The 20,217-nt window shown below is 55.7% G+C and carries 20 protein-coding genes and 1 other RNA gene; 9 read left to right on the top strand and 12 right to left on the bottom strand.

Going from position 1 to position 20,217, the window contains the following annotated elements:
* Positions 1-9 precede the first annotated feature (9 nt).
* The 7 genes from AB8846_RS09070 (at position 10) to AB8846_RS09040 (ending at position 3,579) form a co-directional block, all read left to right on the top strand.
* Complete coding sequence (locus tag AB8846_RS09070) at positions 10-378, top strand: DUF1090 domain-containing protein (RefSeq protein ID WP_370732539.1); 369 nt, start codon at positions 10-12, stop codon at positions 376-378.
* A 31-nt stretch (positions 379-409) separates the two neighbouring features.
* Positions 410-715 carry a YqjD family protein gene (locus AB8846_RS09065; RefSeq protein ID WP_008503141.1) on the top strand — a complete coding sequence of 102 codons (306 nt, stop codon included), beginning with the start codon at positions 410-412 and terminating at the stop codon, positions 713-715.
* A 1-nt stretch (position 716) separates the two neighbouring features.
* Positions 717-1,109, top strand: a complete 393-nt coding sequence (locus AB8846_RS09060) for a phage holin family protein (protein WP_023333540.1) — start codon at positions 717-719, stop codon at positions 1,107-1,109.
* A 2-nt stretch (positions 1,110-1,111) separates the two neighbouring features.
* Positions 1,112-1,408, top strand: coding sequence for a YqjK-like family protein (locus AB8846_RS09055; protein WP_063143538.1), 297 nt, complete (start codon positions 1,112-1,114; stop codon positions 1,406-1,408).
* A gap of 247 nt (positions 1,409-1,655) precedes the next feature.
* Positions 1,656-2,048: a DoxX family protein gene (locus tag AB8846_RS09050; RefSeq protein WP_023309292.1), complete on the top strand. Its 393-nt coding sequence runs from the start codon at positions 1,656-1,658 to the stop codon at positions 2,046-2,048.
* A gap of 71 nt (positions 2,049-2,119) precedes the next feature.
* Complete coding sequence (locus AB8846_RS09045) at positions 2,120-3,106, top strand: glutathione S-transferase family protein (protein WP_370732538.1); 987 nt, start codon at positions 2,120-2,122, stop codon at positions 3,104-3,106.
* Positions 3,107-3,213: 107 nt separating this feature from the next.
* Positions 3,214-3,579 (top strand): DUF805 domain-containing protein, encoded by a 366-nt coding sequence (locus AB8846_RS09040; RefSeq protein ID WP_029739660.1) that lies wholly within the window; start codon positions 3,214-3,216, stop codon positions 3,577-3,579.
* A gap of 41 nt (positions 3,580-3,620) precedes the next feature.
* Here AB8846_RS09040 and AB8846_RS09035 read toward each other — a convergent pair whose 3' ends face one another.
* Positions 3,621-4,523: a LysR family transcriptional regulator gene (locus tag AB8846_RS09035; RefSeq protein WP_023333543.1), complete on the bottom strand. Its 903-nt coding sequence runs from the start codon at positions 4,521-4,523 to the stop codon at positions 3,621-3,623.
* A 104-nt stretch (positions 4,524-4,627) separates the two neighbouring features.
* Here AB8846_RS09035 and AB8846_RS09030 point away from each other — a divergent pair, with 104 nt between their 5' ends.
* Complete coding sequence (locus AB8846_RS09030) at positions 4,628-5,329, top strand: pirin family protein (RefSeq protein WP_023309295.1); 702 nt, start codon at positions 4,628-4,630, stop codon at positions 5,327-5,329.
* A gap of 102 nt (positions 5,330-5,431) precedes the next feature.
* On the opposite strand, the gene AB8846_RS09025 is transcribed toward AB8846_RS09030, so the two are convergent.
* From AB8846_RS09025 to AB8846_RS08975, 11 genes are all read right to left on the bottom strand, one after another.
* Complete coding sequence (locus AB8846_RS09025) at positions 5,432-5,842, bottom strand: Spy/CpxP family protein refolding chaperone (protein ID WP_370732537.1); 411 nt, start codon at positions 5,840-5,842, stop codon at positions 5,432-5,434.
* A 149-nt stretch (positions 5,843-5,991) separates the two neighbouring features.
* On the bottom strand, positions 5,992-8,286 hold the full coding sequence (gene pflB / locus AB8846_RS09020; RefSeq protein ID WP_059347593.1) for a formate C-acetyltransferase: 2,295 nt from the start codon (positions 8,284-8,286) through the stop codon (positions 5,992-5,994).
* 15 nt (positions 8,287-8,301) lie between these two features.
* A complete protein-coding gene (gene tdcD, locus AB8846_RS09015; protein WP_370732630.1) occupies positions 8,302-9,510 on the bottom strand; it encodes a propionate kinase in 1,209 nt (402 codons plus the stop codon).
* 30 nt (positions 9,511-9,540) lie between these two features.
* Entirely contained in the window at positions 9,541-10,872 is a 1,332-nt protein-coding gene (tdcC, locus tag AB8846_RS09010) for a threonine/serine transporter TdcC (protein WP_370732535.1), read from the bottom strand.
* 9 nt (positions 10,873-10,881) lie between these two features.
* A complete protein-coding gene (gene tdcB, locus AB8846_RS09005; RefSeq protein WP_032640996.1) occupies positions 10,882-11,871 on the bottom strand; it encodes a bifunctional threonine ammonia-lyase/L-serine ammonia-lyase TdcB in 990 nt (329 codons plus the stop codon).
* Between the two features lie 101 nt (positions 11,872-11,972).
* Positions 11,973-12,893 (bottom strand): transcriptional regulator TdcA, encoded by a 921-nt coding sequence (gene tdcA / locus AB8846_RS09000; protein WP_008501504.1) that lies wholly within the window; start codon positions 12,891-12,893, stop codon positions 11,973-11,975.
* A 680-nt stretch (positions 12,894-13,573) separates the two neighbouring features.
* An RNA gene (gene rnpB / locus AB8846_RS08995) (RNase P RNA component class A) lies at positions 13,574-13,950 on the bottom strand.
* Between the two features lie 32 nt (positions 13,951-13,982).
* On the bottom strand, positions 13,983-15,128 hold the full coding sequence (garK, locus tag AB8846_RS08990) for a glycerate 2-kinase (RefSeq protein ID WP_370732534.1): 1,146 nt from the start codon (positions 15,126-15,128) through the stop codon (positions 13,983-13,985).
* 76 nt (positions 15,129-15,204) lie between these two features.
* Entirely contained in the window at positions 15,205-16,095 is an 891-nt protein-coding gene (gene garR, locus AB8846_RS08985; protein ID WP_063143548.1) for a 2-hydroxy-3-oxopropionate reductase, read from the bottom strand.
* A 20-nt stretch (positions 16,096-16,115) separates the two neighbouring features.
* Positions 16,116-16,886, bottom strand: a complete 771-nt coding sequence (garL, locus tag AB8846_RS08980; RefSeq protein ID WP_126545290.1) for a 2-dehydro-3-deoxyglucarate aldolase — start codon at positions 16,884-16,886, stop codon at positions 16,116-16,118.
* Between the two features lie 15 nt (positions 16,887-16,901).
* Positions 16,902-18,236: an MFS transporter gene (locus tag AB8846_RS08975; protein ID WP_370732533.1), complete on the bottom strand. Its 1,335-nt coding sequence runs from the start codon at positions 18,234-18,236 to the stop codon at positions 16,902-16,904.
* Between the two features lie 409 nt (positions 18,237-18,645).
* Between AB8846_RS08975 and garD the strand changes: the two genes are divergently transcribed.
* Positions 18,646-20,217: a galactarate dehydratase gene (garD, locus tag AB8846_RS08970; protein WP_126545292.1), complete on the top strand. Its 1,572-nt coding sequence runs from the start codon at positions 18,646-18,648 to the stop codon at positions 20,215-20,217.

Genomic DNA, 20,217 nt, shown 5'->3' with positions numbered 1-20,217 from the left:
GTTTCGATAATGAAATTCCGCATTACTCTGGCTCTGGCCCTTTTTTCTTTAAGCACAGCATCCTTCGCAAACTCTCTCTGTCAGGAGAAAGAACAGGATATTCAGCGTGAGATCGGTTATGCCCAAAAGCATAACAATCAGCACCGTGTTGATGGTCTTAAAAAAGCGCTGAGCGAAGTGAAAGCGAACTGTTCAGACAGCAAGCTTCGTGCCGACCACAAGAAGAAAATCGCTGAACAGAAGGACGAGATAGCCGAGCGCCGTCGCGACCTGCAGGAAGCGAAAGAGAAAGGTGATGCAGAAAAAATTGCTAAGCGCGAGAAGAAGTTGAAAGAAGCGCAGGATGATCTGAAAGCGCTGGAAGCTCGCGATTATTGAGTTAACGGAAATCTCAACAGGAGAGAGAATCATGTCAAAAGATACGACGTCTGAACATCTGCGCGCTGAACTGAAATCCCTGGCCGATACCCTTGAAGAGGTGCTGAACTCCTCTGCTGACAAGTCAAAAGAAGAGGTCAGCAAGCTGCGCAGCAAGGCGGAGCAGGCGCTGAAAGAGAGCCGCTATCGCCTGGGTGAAACCGGTGATGCACTGGCGAAACAGACCCGCGAAGCGGCTGCGCGCGCGGACGAATATGTGCGTGATAATCCATGGACGGGTGTAGGGATTGGTGCCGCAGTGGGTGTGGTACTGGGTGTCCTTCTGACGCGTCGTTGATATGGAAGATCCTCGTCACGCACAAGGGCCTGCTAACAACGTCCTCGGCATCGGCCAGCGTATTTTAACCACGCTGGTCGGGATTGCCGAAACGCGCGTCCGGCTGGCAGTGGTCGAGCTGGAAGAGGAGAAAGCGAACCTCTTCCAGATGCTGCTGATGCTTGGGCTGACCATGCTTTTCGCCGCGTTTGGTCTGATGAGCCTGATGGTGTTAATCATCTGGGCCATTGACCCGCAGTATCGTCTTAACGCGATGATTGCCACCACCGTCGTTCTGCTGGTCGCAGCGTTGATTGGCGGTATCTGGACGCTGCGTAAAGCGCGCAAGTCCACTTTCCTGCGCCATACGCGTCAGGAGCTGGCGAACGATCGCGCCCTGCTGGAGGATGACTAGCCGTGAGCGGTAATGCCGAACGTCAAAAGCGAAAAGCGTACCTGTTAAGCCAGATCCAGCAGCAACGGCTGGATCTGTCTGCCAGTCGTCGCGACTGGATTGACGCGACGCGACGGTTTGACCGGGGCTGGAATACCGTCCTGAGCCTGCGTTCATGGGCGCTGGTCGGCAGCAGCGTGATGGCTATCTGGTCCGTTCGTCATCCGAATATGCTGATCCGCTGGGCCCGTCGTGGGTTTGGCGCCTGGAGCGCCTGGCGTCTGGTAAAAGCGACGATCCGTCAGCAGCAATTACGCTAGCCCGCCGGGTGGCGGCTACGCCTTACCCGACCTACATGCAATCGTAGGCCGGGTAAGCGCAGCGCCACCCGGCAAAATCGCTCCCCTCCCTTACTCAATATCTTTGAATTAGATTGACAGTTTTCCTTGCTAACAATTGCCACCCGCCCCGTTTATGATGCTCTCCATCGACAGCAATACCGCGGTATCTACCCGGAATTGCAGACAAATAAAGTTCAGCCGCTCATGTGGTTTCCTGGAGAGTAAAATGAAAAAATTAGAAGATGTTGGTGTACTGGTCGCGCGTATTCTGATGCCAATTCTGTTCATCGTGGCAGGTTGGGGAAAAATCACCGGTTATGCGGGTACCCAGCAGTATATGGAAGCCATGGGCGTTCCGGGGTTCCTGCTGCCGCTGACCATTCTTCTTGAGTTCGGCGGCGGCCTGGCGGTACTGTTCGGCTTCCTGACCCGTACCACCGCGCTGTTTACCGCAGGCTTCACCGTGCTGACGGCGTTCATCTTCCACAGCAACTTTGCGGAAGGCGTGAACTCTCTGATGTTCATGAAAAACCTGACCATCGCGGGTGGCTTCCTGCTGCTGGCCGTCACTGGCCCGGGCGCATACAGCATCGACCGCGTTCTGAATAAGAAATGGTAAGCACGCTATACTGAATGAACACAAAGCGAGGAGACATCTCCTCGCTTTTGCTATCTGACGGAGGAGAAAAAATGGGACAACTCGTAGACGGCGTATGGCAGGATGTCTGGTATGACACCAAATCCACCGGAGGTCGCTTCAAGCGCTCAGTTTCGGCCTTCCGTAACTGGCTGACCGCCGACGGTGCGCCAGGCCCGAGCGGCGAAGGCGGCTTCGAGGCGGAGAAAGACCGTTATCATCTTTATGTTTCACTTGCCTGCCCGTGGGCACACCGCACGCTGATCGTGCGCAAGCTTAAAGGTCTCGAATCCTTCATTCCTGTTTCAGTCGTGAACCCGCTGATGCTGGAAAATGGCTGGACGTTTGACAGTGATTTCCCTGCGGCGACCGGCGACGATCTTTACCACCACGATTTCCTTTACCAGCTCTATCTGCGCGCCGATCCCCATTACACCGGGCGCGTTACCGTGCCGGTGCTGTGGGACAAGAAAAACCAGACGATTGTCAGCAATGAGTCTGCGGAAATCATCCGCATGTTCAATACCGCGTTTGACGCGCACGGCGCCCGTGCCGGAGATTACTATCCGGTTGAGCTGCGTGAGAAAATTGATGAGCTGAACAGCTGGATTTACGACAACGTCAACAACGGTGTCTACAAGGCCGGTTTCGCCACCAGCCAGGAAGCGTATGACGAAGCGGTTGGAAAGGTGTTTGAATCGCTGGAGCGTCTGGAACAGCTCCTGGGCAAGCATCGCTACCTGACGGGCGATCGCCTGACGGAAGCGGACATTCGCCTTTGGACCACGCTGGTTCGTTTCGATCCGGTCTATGTCACCCACTTTAAGTGCGACAAGCACCGCATCAGCGATTACCTGAACCTGTATGGTTTCCTGCGCGACATCTACCAGATGCCGGGTATTGCCGACACGGTCGACTTCGACCATATTCGCACCCACTATTTCCGCAGCCACAAAACCATCAACCCGACGGGCATTATCTCCATAGGTCCGTGGCAGGATCTGGATGAACCTCACGGGCGCGACGTCCGTTTTGGATAAATATTAAGGGCATCAATGGATGCCCTTTTTTAATTCACAATCTCCATCTATCCTTACTTTGATTGCTTAGAAAACAAGTGATTGACCGACTATTGAGGCAAGGAAAAATGGACTGGTATTTAAAAGTACTGCGCAACTACATTGGATTTGGTGGCCGTGCCCGCCGCAAAGAGTACTGGATGTTCGTTCTTGTGAACTTCATCCTCATCATGGTGCTGGGTATTGTGGATAAAATTCTCGGCTGGGAGCGGGCTGGCGGTGAAGGCGTGCTGACCACCATTTATGGCCTGTTGGTCCTGCTGCCATCATGGGCGGTGCTGTTCCGTCGACTGCACGACACCGATCGTTCAGCGTGGTGGCTATTGCTGCTGTTGATACCGATTATTGGCTGGATCGTGATTTTGATTTTCAACTGCCAGAGCGGGACGCCGGGCGAAAACCGCTTTGGCCCCGATCCTAAGATCGGCGCGTAAAATAACGCCCGGTGGCGCTTACGCTTACCGGGCCTACTCGTTTATTTATTGTGGTGGGCGAAGAGTTTCGGTATTTCGCGCAGGCACCACGATTTAGCTTCGCCCATGCTGTCGCGACGCCACGCCATAATGATATCTACCTCGTGGCTATATTCCGGGCTGACAACGCGCAGCCGCCCCTCAGCAATGTCTTTTTCCACAAACGGGTACGGCATGGTCGCCACGCCCAGACCTGCCAATAGCGCCTGCCGTTTGTCTTCCAGGGAGGTCACCGTCAGACGAGGCTGCTTATCCAGCAGCTGCACCGTTAGCACCGGACGCTCGCGCGCGGTATCCGCTACCGCCACGCCGCGATACTTCACGCGCGTCACCTCTGAGAGCGGCTCCGGCTCCTGGTGAATCGGGTGATTAGGTGCGGCAACGTAGACGTTCATCACGCTGTAAAGCTTGCGCGAGTTGATTTCCGATGAGGAACGGAAGTGCATGTCCGGCGCAATGACGATATCCGCCCTGCCCGTCTCCAGACGTTCCCACGCGCCTGCCAGCACCTCGGTGATGATTGACAGCTGCGTATTGGCCTTCGCCGCCAGGCGGTCCACCAGCGGGAACAGCGCTTCAGTCGGCACCAGTGCTTCCGTCACCAGCGTCAGATGGGTTTCCCAGCCGCGCGCCAGCGCTTCCGCATCCGTCGTGAGCTTGTCCGCCGCTTCCAGCAGCACGCGGCCGCGCTCCAGCAGCATTCGCCCCACGTTGGTGAATTTTGTTCGATGACCGGAGCGGTCAAACAGCACCACGTCCAGCTCTTCCTCCAGCTTCTGCATGGTGTAGCTTAGCGCAGACGGAACGCGCCCCAGCTCATCTGCCGCCGCAGCAAAACTGCCGCGCCGGTCAATCGCGTCCATGACGCGAAGCGCCTCAAGCGTCAATGCTCTCTCTTTAGCCATCTCGTTCTCATTCAGGAAATTTGAACATACCGGGCAGAATATCTGGCTAACAATGCAGCGTCCATACCTTTACCATTGTTTTAGTGTAAAGAGAGGTCAAGTTTATGATTACGACAAGAACAGCTAAACAGTGCGGACAAGCCGATTTCGGTTGGCTGCAGGCCCGCTACACCTTTTCCTTTGGACACTACTTTGACCCTAAACTCCTCGGTTACGCTTCACTGCGCGTGTTGAACCAGGAAGTGCTCGCCCCGGGCGCCTCCTTCCAGCCGCGTACGTACCCGAAAGTCGATATCCTGAACCTGATCCTGGAAGGCGAGGCAGAATACCGCGATAGCGAGGGCAATCATGTCCAGGCAAAGGCTGGCGAAGCGTTGTTAATTTCCACGCAGCCGGGCATCAGCTACAGCGAGCATAACCTCAGCAAAGACAAAACGCTGACCCGTATGCAGCTTTGGCTGGACGCCTGCCCTGAGCGGGAAAATCCGCTGGTACAGAAGTTAGATTTAACGGGCGATAAGCAGCAGCTGATTGCATCGCCGGACGGCAGTAAAGGTAGTCTTCAGCTGCGTCAGCAGGTGTGGCTGCACCATATCGAGCTGAAGAAAGGTGAACAGGCGAGCTTCCAGCTTCATGGTCCGCGCGCCTATTTGCAGTCTATTCACGGTACGGTGCATGCGGTGACGCACACGGAAGAGAAAGAAGCGCTCACCTGCGGCGACGGGGCGTTTATTCGTGATGAAGCGAATATCACCCTGGTGGCGGATACGCCGCTGCGCGCGCTGCTGATTGATTTGCCGGTTTAAAGAATACCCTCACCCTAACCCTAACCCTAACCCTCTCCCAATGGGAGAGGGAACCGATCGAGCCACGGCAGAATCAACCGGTGCCGTACGCGACGTCCGAAATCACTCTGCCAGCGCGTTGGCCATATCGGTTCTAATCTGTTTACGCTGTTCCAGCGTCAAAACCTGGCTGACGTCGAAGTAATATTTCACGCGGTAATAGCGGGTCTGCTCTTCAATTTTGCTAAAGGCAGCAAGCTGGCTTTTCACCGTGCTTTCGTCCCATTTACCCGCCTGGAACATGTCGATCAGCGCGCCGTCCTTCACGCCCGTCACCGGGATCTTGCTGACATTTTGTTCAAGCTGCTTATGCAGATCGTCAATCTTCTTAACCTGCTCATTGCTGAGCTTCAGGTGCTGTACCAGCGGATCCTGCGATGGAGAAGGGGCTGCCTCAACGTTCGCGGCCTGTGCCGTAAAACTGCACACTGCCAGCGAGGCGGCAACCAGCGCAATACGGGTCATTTTCATCATCTTACTGTCCTTACATGCTGTTATAGGGAAAAGCAGGCGTATTGTTTTTCAAGAGCGGATGAATATGTGTGAGTAATTATATAAACAATTTTGTATGTTTAGCGGGCAAAAAAATGCCCCCTGCGTTGAGGGGGCATGAGAACTCGCTTTTAGATAGATTGGGTAAACGTTCGCGAAATCACATCCTGCTGCTGCTCGCGCGTCAGCGCATTAAAACGCACCGCATAGCCTGACACGCGGATCGTCAGGTTCGGGTAATTCTCGGGATGCGCGATGGCATCCAGCAGCATTTCCCGGTTCATGACGTTGACGTTCAGATGCTGCCCGCCCTCTATAGATGCTTCGTGATGGAAATACCCGTCCAGCAGCCCTACCAGGTTGGTTTTGCGCACCAGCTCGTCCTTGCCCAGCGCCTGCGGCACGATGGAGAAGGTATACGAGATCCCGTCTTTCGCATAGGTGAACGGCAGTTTGGCAACCGACGTTAGCGAGGCCACCGCCCCTTTTCTGTCACGGCCGTGCATCGGGTTCGCGCCTGGCGCAAACGGCGTGCCGCCGCGGCGTCCGTCCGGCGTGTTCCCGGTCTTCTGGCCGTACACCACGTTGGAGGTGATGGTCAGGATCGACTGGGTTGGCACCGCGTTGCGGTAGGTTGGCAGCGCCTGAATTTTCTTCATAAAGCGTTCCACCAGGTCGCAGGCGATGCTGTCCACGCGGTCGTCGTTGTTGCCGTACTGAGGATAGTCCCCTTCAATCACAAAATCGACCGCCAGTCCGGTATGGTCGCGCACCGGCTTCACCGTGGCATATTTAATGGCCGACAGGGAATCCGCGGCTACCGACAGCCCGGCAATGCCGCAGGCCATGGTGCGATAGACGTCCCGGTCGTGCAGCGCCATCAGCGAGGCTTCGTAGCTGTACTTATCATGCATGTAGTGAATGAGGTTCAGGGCGCTGATGTACTGCACCGCCAGCCAGTCCATAAAGTGATCGAGGCTCGCCATCACGGTATCGTAATCCAGCACGTCGTCCAGTAGCGGCTCGGTTTTTGGCCCGACCTGGATCTTCAGCTTCTCGTCCACCCCGCCGTTGATCGCGTACAGCAGCGTTTTGGCGAGGTTGGCACGCGCGCCAAAGAACTGCATCTGCTTGCCGATCACCATCGGGCTGACGCAGCAGGCAATGGCGTAGTCGTCGCTGTTGAAGTCCGCACGCATCAGATCGTCGTTCTCATACTGCAGCGAAGAGGTGACGATCGACACCTGCGCGGCGTATTTCTTGAACGCGATCGGCAGTTGTTCAGACCAGAGGATCGTCAGGTTTGGCTCCGGCGCAGGCCCCATGGTGTGCAGCGTGTGCAGATAGCGGAAGCTGTTTTTGGTCACCAGCGTGCGCCCGTCCAGCCCCATGCCGCCGATCACTTCCGTCGCCCAGATCGGATCGCCGGAGAAGAGCGTGTCGAATTCCGGCGTGCGCAGGAAGCGCACCATGCGGATCTTCATGATGAAGTGGTCGATCAGCTCCTGCGCCTGGACTTCATTCAGCCTGCCTGCCTGCATGTCGCGTTCAATGTAGATATCGAGGAACGAGGCCGTGCGCCCCAGCGACATCGCTCCGCCGTTCTGGGATTTCACCGCGGCAAGGTAGGCAAAATAGACCCACTGTACCGCTTCCTGGGCGTTCATCGCCGGGCGTGAGATATCAAAGCCGTAGTTAGCCGCCATCTGCTGGATCTGCAGCAGCGCGCGCCTGTGCTCCGCCAGCTCTTCACGCAGGCGGATCGTCGCCTCCAGATCTTCACCACGCTCCAGCCTGCCCTGCAGATCCGTAAACTGGAGTTCACGCTCGCGCACCAGATAAGCGATCCCGTACAGCGCCACGCGACGATAGTCACCGATGATGCGTCCGCGCCCGTAGCCGTCCGGCAGACCGGTCAGCACGCCGGATTTACGGCAGCGCATCATCTCCGGGGAGTAGACGTCAAACACGCCCTGGTTGTGGGTTTTGCGCAGGTCGGTAAACAGGTACTCGAACTGCGGATCCATCTCCCGGCCATAGGCTTCGAACGAGCTGCGAATCATGTTGATCCCACCGTACGGGTGCAGCGCACGCTTGAGCGGCTTATCGGTTTGCAGGCCGACGATCGTCTCCAGATCCTGGTCGATATAGCCCGGCCCGTGGGCCGTAATGGTGGTGGCAATGTTGGTATCAAAATCCACCGGGGCGTGGGTGGCATTCTCCTGGCGAATGCCGACCATTACCTTCTGCCACAGCGCCGTCGTTGCTGGCGTCGCCTGCGCGAGGAAAGCTTCATCGCCTTCATAAGGGGTGTAGTTATGCTGAATAAAATCGCGGACGTTGACGGCGTTTTTCCATTCTTCACCGCGAAACCCGGCCCATGCGTCGCTGTAGGGCGCGACGCCCGTATCGATTGTTACTTTCATGTGTTTCTCGCTTTATCAGGCGTAAGCCGCGGCCGGGGTAACCTTCCCAAGACGGAGGGCGTCCAGCGCGATCATTTTTTCTTCGTTGGTAGGGATCACCGCGCAGGCCACGCGGGACGACTCGGTGGAGATCACGCGCTCACCCGCGCTGCCCGGCAGGGCATTTTTGGCGTCGTCGAGGCGGATGCCGAACACGTTCAGATGTTCCGCCACCAGCGCGCGGACAAGCTTCGAGTTTTCGCCAATGCCGCCGGTAAAGACCACCCCATCCAGGCGATGCAGCGACGCAGCGTGACCCGCAATGTGCCGCGCGATGCGGTGAACGAAGGTCTGAATCGCCAGATGCGCCCGCTCATTGCCTTCGTGCCAGGCTTGCTCCAGCGCGCGTAAATCGGAGGAGATACCGGAGATCCCAAGCAGCCCGGACTCTTTATTGACCACGCGCTCCAGATCCTCAAACGACTGCCCGGTCTGCTGGGCAATCCACGCCATCGCGCCGAAGTCCACGTCGCCGCAGCGCGTACCCATCACCAGCCCTTCCAGCGGCGTCATTCCCATCGAGGTATCGACGCTTTCGCCGTTGCGTACCGCACAGATGGACGCCCCGTTGCCGAGATGGGCAATCACCAGGCCGCTGTCATCGGGGGACAGCCCGAGAAGCGTATGCGCCTGCGCGGCCACGTAGCGGTGAGAGGTCCCGTGGAAGCCGTAGCGGCGCACGCCCAGCGCTTCAAAATAGCGGTACGGCAATCCGTACAGATACGCCTGCGGCGGCAGCGTCTGGTGGAAGCTGGTATCAAATACCGCGACCTGCTGCACGCCCGGGAACAGGCGCTCTGCCGCTTCCACGCCGCTCAGGTTGGCGTAGTTATGCAGTGGCGCCAGCGGGGAGACCTGGCGGATCTGCGCGATCACCTCTTCCGTGATCAGGGTCGACTCGCTGAAGAGGTCGCCGCCGTGCGCAATGCGGTGGCCAATTAAGGCCACGCTGCTCATCAGGTTACGCTTCTCCAGCTCCAGGGCGATGGCAGCCAGCGCCCCTTCGTAGTCCTGGTGAGCCAGTCTGGCTGGCTCACCCCCGTTCACGGAAATAAAGGCCTTCTCGGTGTTGATCCCATCTGCAATGCCCGTCATCAGGGCATCGCAGCTGCTGGCGTCGAGCACCGAAAACTTAACAGAGGACGATCCGCAGTTAATAACCAGTACAACCGGAAACTCAATCATCATGTGACTCCGCTCTTCCTGAGCAATGGGTTAGAACAGTTTGTAAACGATATTCAGAATGGTCAGCAGGCCGACCGCGGTAACGAAGATGTTCTCGGTACGCCCTTTGTATTTCGCCAGCGCCGGCGCTTTGCGGATGGCGTACATCGGCAGCAGGCACAGCAGAGAGGCGATGATTGGCGCACCCATGGCTTCAATAAGGTCCAGAATGTTCGGGTTGGCGTAGGCCACAACCCAGGTGGAGCCCATGATGAACACCATGCTGATGGTGTTCAGTTTGCCAACAGAGACTTTCTTCTTGTCGCCCTTGTAGCCGAACTTGAGGATCAGGCCATTCAGCCCTTCCAGCGTGCCCAGGTAGTGGCCGAAGAAGGATTTGAAGATAGCCACCAGCGCGATGATGGAGGCACCGTATTCCAGTACCGTTGCGAACGTCGATTTGGTTCCTGACATTGATGCAAAGTGGTTCGCCAGGTAGGAGAGCACCGGAATGTTCTGCGCTTTGGCCTCCGCCATGTTCTGCGGAGAGAGCGTGAACAGGCAGCTAAAGGCGAAGAACATCACCACGGCCACCATCAGCAGGCTGGCGCGGCCGATGATTTTGGAACATTTCTGCTGGGTGAACTCTTTACCGAACGTCGGCTCGTACTCTTCGCGCTTGGAGACCACAAACGAGGAGACGATAGGCGAGAAGTTGAAGGAGAAGACCATGATGGAGATACCCAGCCACACCGTGACCAGAATGCCGTCATGACCGGTGAAGGCGATATCGCTCAGGTTGACCTGGTCGATCACCGCCGAGTTCCAGTAAGGGATCAGCGACAGGGAAATCAGCACCAGGCTGGCGATAAACGGGAACACCAGGAAGCTCATGACCTTCACCATCAGGTCTTTACCAAACCAGATAACAAAGGCCATCAGCAGCAGCAGGAACAGCGCCACCACGCCGCGGTTCAGCGCGGGCATCTGGAGCTGGTTTTCCCAGAAGGTCATAAAGGTATTGGTAATGGTGACACCGTAAATCCACAGCAGCGGGCAGATGGCGAAGAAGTAGAGGAAAGTGATCACCACCCCGCCGGTCTTACCAAAGTGCTCTTCCACCGTTTCGGTGATGTTGCCGGAGACGTTGCTACCGGACAGACACAAACGCGCCAGCGCGCGGTGGCAGTAAAACGCAATCGGGAACGCGAGAACCAGCATCAGCAGGATAGGGATCAATCCACCAAAGCCTGCGCGAATGGGGAAGAACAGCACGCCTGCGCCAATGGCGGTACCAAACAGGCCAAGCGTCCAGGTGGTATCAGACTTACGCCAGGAGGACGTTTTTGTCTGGCCAACGATAATGCTTTCTGTGTTGCTCATAGGTCACCTTTATGCGTCAACGAAGCCGGTAATTTGGGAAACACGAGAGAGGTCGATATTGCCGCCGGAAATAATGCAGACGGTTTTACGACCCTGAATATAGTGGTCGAGCTTGCCGCTTAATAACGCGGCACAGGCCAGCGCGCCGGCCCCTTCCGTCACCACTTTATTTCGCTGAATAAGCGCGATCATGCTGTCGCGAATGTTGTCCTCGCTGACCAGCACAATGTCATCAACCAGCTCGCGAACAATTTCGAACGGTAAATTACCGGGACGAGAAACATCACAGCCGTCGGCCAGCGTGCCGGTAACGCGATGGCTCATTATTTCTCCGGCCTGATACGATGCCGCCATGCCGTGAACATTTTCTGACTGCACGCCGATGATATTAATGGTGGGGTTGATGGATTTAATTGCCGTCGCGATCCCGGCAATTAAACCGCCACCGCCGATAGGCACAATGACGTTATCCACGTCGTATAAATCTTCGAGAATTTCCAGACCGATGGTGCCCTGCCCAGCAATGACTTTGGCGTCATCATAAGGAGGGATAAAAATACGCCCTTCCATCTCGACGATTTCGCTGACCTTGGCGATCGTGTCGTTGAAGTTCTCGCCGTGCAGCACGACTTCTGCGGAGTAATCGCGGGTAGCGGCAACCTTGGATTTCGGCGCGCCCATCGGCATCACCACTTTGCCGTCGATGCCCAGCATGGCGCAGGAGAGGGACACACCCTGCGCGTGGTTCCCCGCGGAACAGGCGACAACGCCTTTACGTTTTTCAGCGTCGGTCAGCGAGCTTAACTTGTTAAACGCGCCGCGGATCTTAAACGAGCCGGTACGCTGCATGTTCTCAAACTTCAGGAATATTTCGCCCTTACAACGTTCGCTCAAATAATTCGAACGTGGCATACCGGTTTTATATATCTTTCCTGCCAGTCGTTTTCTGGCGTCCTGAATATCTTCAATCGTTACCGGGAGATCGTAGGTAATATGCATAATATCCTCGTTATAATAATTCATTCTTTTCAGGCAAAGTCAGGGTATCAGCGCGTTAACACGTTAACGCTCTGGGTGTTTTTAAAATGGGTGCTAATTATTCATCGTCGTCTTTCGATATTCATCGACGAATATTGTTTTGCCAGCTCAACTAATACTGACGCCGATTTCTTAATCCTGTAATTTTTTGACCACACGGCGGCATAACGCGCAACGGGTAATTCATCTTCTACTGGCAGCACAATAAACTGGTCAGAACCGAACGGTGCAATCATGTCGCGGGGAATGACCGTCAGATAATCGGCGTTCAGCACAAGGTTATAAATGGTGACGACGGAATCGGTCTGGACGATGTTTTCGATGCTGATGTGGTTGTCTTGCAGAGTGGTCAGAAGTTCTTTGTAGTAGCCCATATCGGTTTGCGGCATCACCCACTGCTCGTGCGTGAGCGATGCCAGTGTCGTCGGGCCGGTGCACGTTCGCGTTTTGCTGGCGACCAGCACAAACTCGGACTCAAACAGCGGTTCGACGTGCAGATCCTGCAGCAGCATTTCATCACTCAGCGTGCCGATAGCGAAATCCAGACGACCGTCTCGAATGGCCGGAAGGAAAGAAGAGAGCTGAGCTTCATACATCGAGACGCGCGCTTTCGGGAACACTTCCTTGAATTTTTTGATCATCTCAGACAGGAAGGTAAAGCCGATCAGCGACGGGTAGCCAAAGGAGACGTCCATAACGGTACTGAAACTCAGGCTGTTAATCTCACTCACCATGTTTTTCATTTCGCGGGTGATCGACTCTGAGTACGAGAGCAGAACCTGGCCCGCGGCGGTGAGTTTTACGCCGGTGTTTTTACGCACCATCACTTCCACGCCGAAGTAGGACTCAATATCGCTGATGATTTTGCTGACGGCGGGTTGCGTCAGGCCCAGCTGTCTTGCTGCAGAACCTATGGAGCCACTTTTAATGACTTCCTGAAATACCACGAGGTGCTGTGTTTTCGGTAGAATAATAGTGTTCATAATATTCTGCACTTATTTCCCTATGACGGAATGAATTCTACCCAATAATGTTTGAAGGGGTATGTGCTGTTACTCACAATTTGCTTTCCAGGCCCCTTAACCCACACATCAAAAAACCAATAAAATCACTATTTATCAAAAAGATACCATAATACAAATACGCTACTACGCTGATATTGATCAACAAAAATAGCGGTAATAAATTTATTTTATGGCGATAACCCTGATAAATTTTACCGTTCAGAAAAAATCAATAAAGACGATATTTCAGGCAATTAAAGGCCAATAAATAACCGCTATTTGTTTGAAACATTCTTTCAATTTATCAATTTTTTACGACGTGAATTTTCAGGCTTGCGGAAAAGAGTGGAATACGTCACATATTCACGGGAGAAATGTATTTGTTTTCAATATATGCATATCAAACGAGAAAAGTTTCGCGATCATTAAGGTAACAATCATAACAAATTATCAATACTAAAAATCACCTGTTTTTTAGCGTGAAATTTTGTGATGGCGATCGTCTACAGATGCAGAAGCGATACCGAGGGGATAAAAACAGTGAAATGTGCTTAATGTCGCAAATATGAGAATTGATGTCGTTTGTCGGGTGGCGCTGCGCTTACCCGACCTACAGCACCCTGAAAGCAAAAACCCCGCCGAAGCGGGGTTTTTTAAGAAGTTGAAGCTGACCGATAAGCCGGGTTCTGTCGTGGACAGTCATTCATCTAGGCCAGCAATCGCTCACTGGCTCAAGCAGCCTACCCGGGTTCAGTACGGGCCGTACCTTGTGAACCCCTATTTGGCCTTGCTCCGGGTGGAGTTTACCGTGCCACGGACTGTTACCAGCCGCGCGGTGCGCTCTTACCGCACCCTTTCACCCTTACCTGATCCCGCTTGCGTGGGCCATCGGCGGTTTGCTCTCTGTTGCACTGGTCGTGGGTTTCCCCCCCAGGCGTTACCTGGCACCCTGCCCTATGGAGCCCGGACTTTCCTCCCCTCCGCCCGTCTCCCCCGAAAGGGACGACGACGAAGCGGCGACTGTCTGGTCAGCTTCGGCGCGCAGTATAGAGGGTTTGCGCGCCGCTGTCACCCTTGGGTGTGCATCCCCACCTGCAAAGCCGCGGCGATATTGCGGGAAGCGCGGTAAATGTTGTCATAGGCGCCACGAAACGCCTCTTCCAGTGAACCAATGCTGGTCAGCACGCTGAACACGGCGTCAATGCCGTACTGGTGTACTACGCCAACGTCCTGGGTCAGGCTACCGGCAATGCCTATCACCGGCTTATGGTATTTTTTTGCGACGTTCGCTACGCCGACGGGCACTTTGCCGTGAATGCTCTGGCTGTCGATGCGCCCTTCCCCCGTCAGCACCCAGGTGCAGTCGTGGATATGCTCTTCAAGGTTGAGAGCCTGGGTGACAATCTCAATCCCACTCTTAAGTTCCGCGCCGAGAAACGCCATCAGCGCCGCGCCCATACCGCCCGCAGCACCAGCTCCCGGTACGTGCTTCACGTCGATACGCAGGGATTTTTTAATCACGTCTGCAAAGTGGCTGAGATTGGCGTCCAGCTCGAGGATCATCCCCTCTGTCGCCCCTTTTTGTGGGCCGAAGACGCGCGACGCGCCTTTCTCCCCCACCAGCGGGTTGGTGACGTCGCAGGCGACGTGGATCGCACAACGCTGAAGACGCGTATCAAGACCCGAAAGATCAATACCGTTAAGCGCCATCAGGCTTCCGCCGCCGTAGCCGATCTCAGTGCCATTGGCATCGCTGAGCTTCGCCCCGAGCGCCTGCATCATCCCCGTGCCACCGTCATTGGTCGCGCTGCCGCCGATACCAATAATAATATTGCGCGCGCCTTTATCCAGCGCGCAGAGGATAAGCTCCCCGGTGCCGCGTGAAGTGGTAACCAGCGGGTTGCGCTGTGCCGGAGGGACTAATGCCAGACCGCTGGCTGCCGCCATCTCGATAAATGCCGTGCTGCCGTCGCCGGACATTCCCCAGCAGGCATTCACCTTTTCACCCAGCGGGCCCGTGACGACGGCATAATGTTCGCTGCCGTGGGTGGCGGCGATCATCGCTTCAACCGTGCCTTCCCCGCCGTCAGCAACGGGAACAGAAACATAAAGTGCGTCGGGGAAGATTTCCCGAAATCCTTTTTCTATCGCCTGAGCTACCTCGGTGGCAGAAAGGCTTTCTTTATAAGAGTCTGGCGCGATTACGATTTTCATAGTTGTAGCCTGTTACAGCACGGATCCGGCCTGGACCGTAGGCCCGGTAGGCAAAGCGCCACCGGGCAGGACGTCATTAGCGAGCAACTTCCACTTTCGCCAGTTTTTCGTAGTAGCATGCAATCGCGCTGTGGTCGGCGGTGCCCAAACCGTCCGCGCGCAGCGCCTGCATCATCTCCATGACCGCAGCGGTCAGCGGCAGCTGTGCGCCCACGCCGTGAGAGGTATCCAGCGCGTTAGCCAGATCTTTAATGTGCAGATCGATGCGGAAACCCGGCTTGAAGTTACGATCCATCACCATCGGCGCTTTCGCATCCAGCACCGTGCTGCCCGCAAGGCCGCCACGGATTGCCTGATACACCAGATCCGGGTTCACGCCCGCCTTGGTGGCCAACGTCAACGCTTCTGACATCGCCGCGATATTCAGCGCCACAATCACCTGGTTCGCCAGCTTGGTGACGTTACCCGCGCCGATTTCACCGGTATGCACCACGGAACCGGCCATGGCTTTCATCAGGTCGTAATATTTGTCGAAAATCGCCTTATCGCCGCCCACCATCACCGACAGCGTGCCGTCGATGGCTTTTGGCTCGCCGCCGCTGACCGGTGCGTCCAGCATGTCCACGCCTTTCACCTTAAGCGCCTCGCTGATTTCACGGCTGGCCAGCGGGGCAATAGAGCTCATGTCGATCACCACAAGGCCCGGCTTCGCACCGTCGATAATGCCGTTCTCGCCCAGAGCGACCTCTTTCACGTGCGGGGAGTTTGGCAGCATGGTGATGATCACATCGCACTGCTCGGCAATCGCTTTGGCCGTGGTTGCCGCTTCCGCCCCGGCTGAAATCACTTCCGCCACGGCGTCTGAATTACGGTCTAACACCACCAGTGAGTAACCCGCTTTGATGAGGTTCTTACTCATTGGTTTACCCATGATACCTAAGCCAATAAAGCCCACTTTCAGCGTCATAATCTTTTCCTCAGTGATGGTTATTTTTTAAAAGCGTCTGCTAATTTCTGCGTGGCGGAGCGGAACACGCCGAGATCGCTGCCAACGGCAACGAACGTCGCCCCCCACTCCAGATAGCGGCGGGCATCGGCTTCAACCGGGGCCAGAATGCCGCACGGTTTGCCGTGCGCTTTGGCACGCGCGAAAATGTGCTGAATGGCGCGCTGCACGTCAGGATGGCCCGCATTACCCAGATGCCCGAACGCTGCGGCCAGGTCGCTTGGACCGACAAAGATGCCGTCCACGCCGTCGGTTGCGGCGATGGCATCGACGTTATCCACGCCCTGCTGGCTCTCAATCTGCACCAGGATGGTGATGTTCTTGTTGGACTGGGCGAAGTAGTCCGGCACGGTGCCAAACATGTTGGCGCGGTGCGAAACGGACACACCGCGAATGCCTTCCGGCGGATAGCGGGTAGAGGCCACGGCCAGCACCGCCTCTTCTTCCGTTTCCACGAACGGGATCAGGAAGTTGTAGAAACCGATATCCAGCAGGCGCTTGATGATGACCGGCTCGTTCGTCGGCACGCGTACCACCGGCGCGCTATGGCTGCCCTTCAGCGCCATCAGCTGCGGAATAAAGGTGCTGATGTCGTTTGGCGCATGTTCGCCGTCCAGCACCAGCCAGTCGAACCCGGCCAGCCCCAGCACTTCGGTGCTGATCGGGCTTGCCAGCGCAGACCAGCAGCCAATCTGAATCTGGTGTGCCGCGAGGGCCGCTTTAAACTTGTTCGGGAAGATATCGTTACTCATCGCTTATACCTTTGCTTATTTCTGCAATTCCATACGTTTGATGTCGCCTACCACAAACAGGTAGCAGAACATCGCCATCAACGCTGAACAGCCAACGAATACCAGTGCCGCGTTGAATGAATGCAGCTCACTGACCAGATAACCAATGACCAGTGGAGTCGCGATGGACGCCACGTTGCCAAAGACGTTAAATACCCCGCCGCACAGGCCAACAATCTCTTTCGGCGCGGTGTCGGAAATCACCGGCCAGCCCAGCGCACCAAAGCCTTTGCCGAAGAACGCCAGCGCCATCAGGGCCACCACCAGCGTGGTGTTGTTGGTGTAGTTGCACAGAATGATGGACGACGCCAGCAGCATGCCGAGCACAATCGGCAGCTTGCGTGCCAGGGTTATCGACTTGCCCTGCTTAATCAGATAATCCGAGAACACCCCGCCCAGCACGCCACCGGCAAAACCGCACAGCGCCGGAATGGAGGCCACAAGGCCCACTTTCAGAATCGACATTCCTTTTTCCTGCACCAGATAAATCGGGAACCAGGTAAGGAAGAACCAGGTGATGGTGTTGATAAAGTATTGACCAAAAAAGACGCCCAACATCATGCGGTTGGTCAACAACTGTTTGATGTAATGGAGCTTCGGACCGCCTGCGACCTGCGCACCGGGCTTTTTGTGGTCCATATCCACCACCGCGCCGCCTTCGGAGATGAACTTCAGCTCCTGCTCTGACATACGAGGATGCTCGGTCGGGTTATGGATGTACTTCACCCATACGCCGGTCAGCACGAAACCAATCACGCCCATTACGGTAAAGACATGTTCCCAACCCCAGGCAAAGGTCAGCCAGCCCAGCAGCGGGGAGAAGATTGCCAGCGAGAAATACTGCGCGGCGTTAAATAACGCAGACGCGGTGCCGCGCTCTTTGGTCGGGAACCAGGCCGCCACGATACGGGCGTTGGCAGGGAACGACGGCGCTTCCGAGAAGCCGAGCATAAAACGCATGATGAACATCGACACCCCCGCCCAGGCCAGCGGGAAGACATCCACAAAGCCCTGCATAAAGGTGAACAGCGACCAGAAGAACAGGCTGTAGGTATAGACCTTTTTCGAGCCGAACTTATCCAGTAGCCAGCCGCCGGGGATTTGCATCAGCAGGTAGGCCCAGCCGAAGGCGGAGAAGATATACCCCATCGAGACGGCACTGAGCTGCAGCTCTTTTGCCACCTCCGTACCGGCAATCGACAGCGTCGCACGGTCAGCGTAGTTAATGGCCGTGACGATAAAAATAATCAATAATATTAAATAGCGAGTGGGTACACCCTTTTTCGATTCTACAACGGTATCCAGAATCATTTTTATTTCCTCAGGCACAGCGAATTTATATTTATAATTTTAGAAAACATATTTCCTGATTATTTATCGATAGCAGGCAATATCAGGTAATTAACCAGACGCAATATCAATGTGATTTAGTATAATCATCACTTTATGGCATCGCACTGGATTAACGCTCAATTATCACACCTGAAATGAATAAGTTTTTGAGCATATGCACAAAGCACTGGGCGCTGCTGCACAGAATCACGTATTCACAGCCACAGTGCGCTATCTCTCGCTTTAGGGGGTGATCTGGATCACATTCTTATATCACAAGTCCTGACATTCTTTATTTAAGAAAGCAGCGTCTTTATTTCGATAAAAGTAAATAACTATCTGCATGGCTGCATTAATGATCAGACACTTTGCTGGAGAATAGTGAACAATGGCCGACATTGAAATTCGACAGGCATCGCCGACGGCGTTTTATATAAAAGTACATGACACCGATAACGTGGCGATTATTGTCAACGACAACGGCTTAAAAGCGGGAACCCGTTTCCCGGACGGGCTGGAATTGATTGAGCATATTCCGCAGGGGCATAAGGTGGCGCTGGTGGATATCCCGGCGCACGGTGAAATCGTGCGCTACGGTGAAATTATTGGCTATGCCGTCCGCGCTATCCCGCAGGGAAGCTGGATTGAAGAGTCGCTGGTTGAACTGCCAAAAGCGCCGCCGCTGAATACGCTTCCGCTGGCGACCCGCGTGCCGGAACCGCTTCCTCCGCTGGAGGGCTATACCTTCGAAGGCTACCGCAATGCGGACGGCAGCGTCGGCACCAAGAACCTGCTCGGTATTACCACCAGCGTGCACTGCGTGGCGGGCGTGGTGGATTACGTGGTAAAAATCATCGAGCGCGATCTGCTGCCGAAATACCCGAACGTGGATGGCGTAGTGGGTCTGAACCACCTCTACGGCTGCGGCGTGGCGATCAACGCGCCCGCTGCCGTGGTGCCGATCCGCACCATTCACAATATTGCCCTCAACCCGAACTTTGGCGGCGAGGTGATGGTCATCGGTCTGGGGTGTGAAAAGCTACAGCCTGAGCGCCTGCTGCAGGGCACCGAGGATGTGAAAGCGATTCCGGTAGACGATGCCAGCATCGTGCGTCTGCAGGACGAGCATCACGTCGGTTTTCGATCGATGGTCGACGATATTCTGCAGGTGGCTGAACGCCATCTGGACAAGCTCAACAAACGTCAGCGAGAAACCTGCCCGGCCTCTGAGCTGGTGGTGGGAACCCAGTGCGGCGGCAGCGATGCGTTTTCCGGCGTGACCGCCAACCCGGCGGTGGGCTATGCGTCCGATCTGTTCGTGCGCTGCGGCGCCACGGTGATGTTCTCCGAAGTGACCGAAGTGCGTGACGCCATCCACCTGCTGACGCCGCGCGCCGTCAACGAAGAGGTGGGCAAACGCCTGCTGGAAGAGATGGCCTGGTACGATAACTATCTTGATATGGGCCAAACCGACCGCAGCGCCAACCCGTCGCCGGGCAACAAAAAAGGCGGCCTGGCCAACGTAGTGGAAAAAGCCCTTGGGTCGATTGCCAAATCCGGCCAAAGCGCGATTGTCGAAGTGCTCTCTCCGGGCCAGCGCCCGACGAAGCGCGGCCTGATTTACGCGGCAACGCCAGCCAGCGATTTCGTCTGCGGCACGCAACAGGTGGCGTCCGGCATTACGGTGCAGGTCTTTACCACCGGCCGCGGCACGCCGTACGGCCTGATGGCGGTGCCGGTGATCAAGATGGCGACCCGCACCGAGCTGGCAAACCGCTGGTATGACTTAATGGACATCAACGCGGGCACCATCGCCACCGGGGAAGAGAGCATTGAGGATGTGGGCTGGAAGCTGTTCCACTTCATTCTGGATGTCGCCAGCGGGCGGAAGAAAACCTTCTCCGATCAATGGGGATTACACAATCAGCTGGCGGTGTTTAACCCGGCACCGGTGACGTGA

It is taken from the genome of Enterobacter sp. KB-221C9, from assembly GCF_041320715.1.
Classification (GTDB): domain Bacteria; phylum Pseudomonadota; class Gammaproteobacteria; order Enterobacterales; family Enterobacteriaceae; genus Enterobacter; species Enterobacter asburiae_D.
This window is presented reverse-complemented; position numbering and strand designations above follow the sequence as displayed.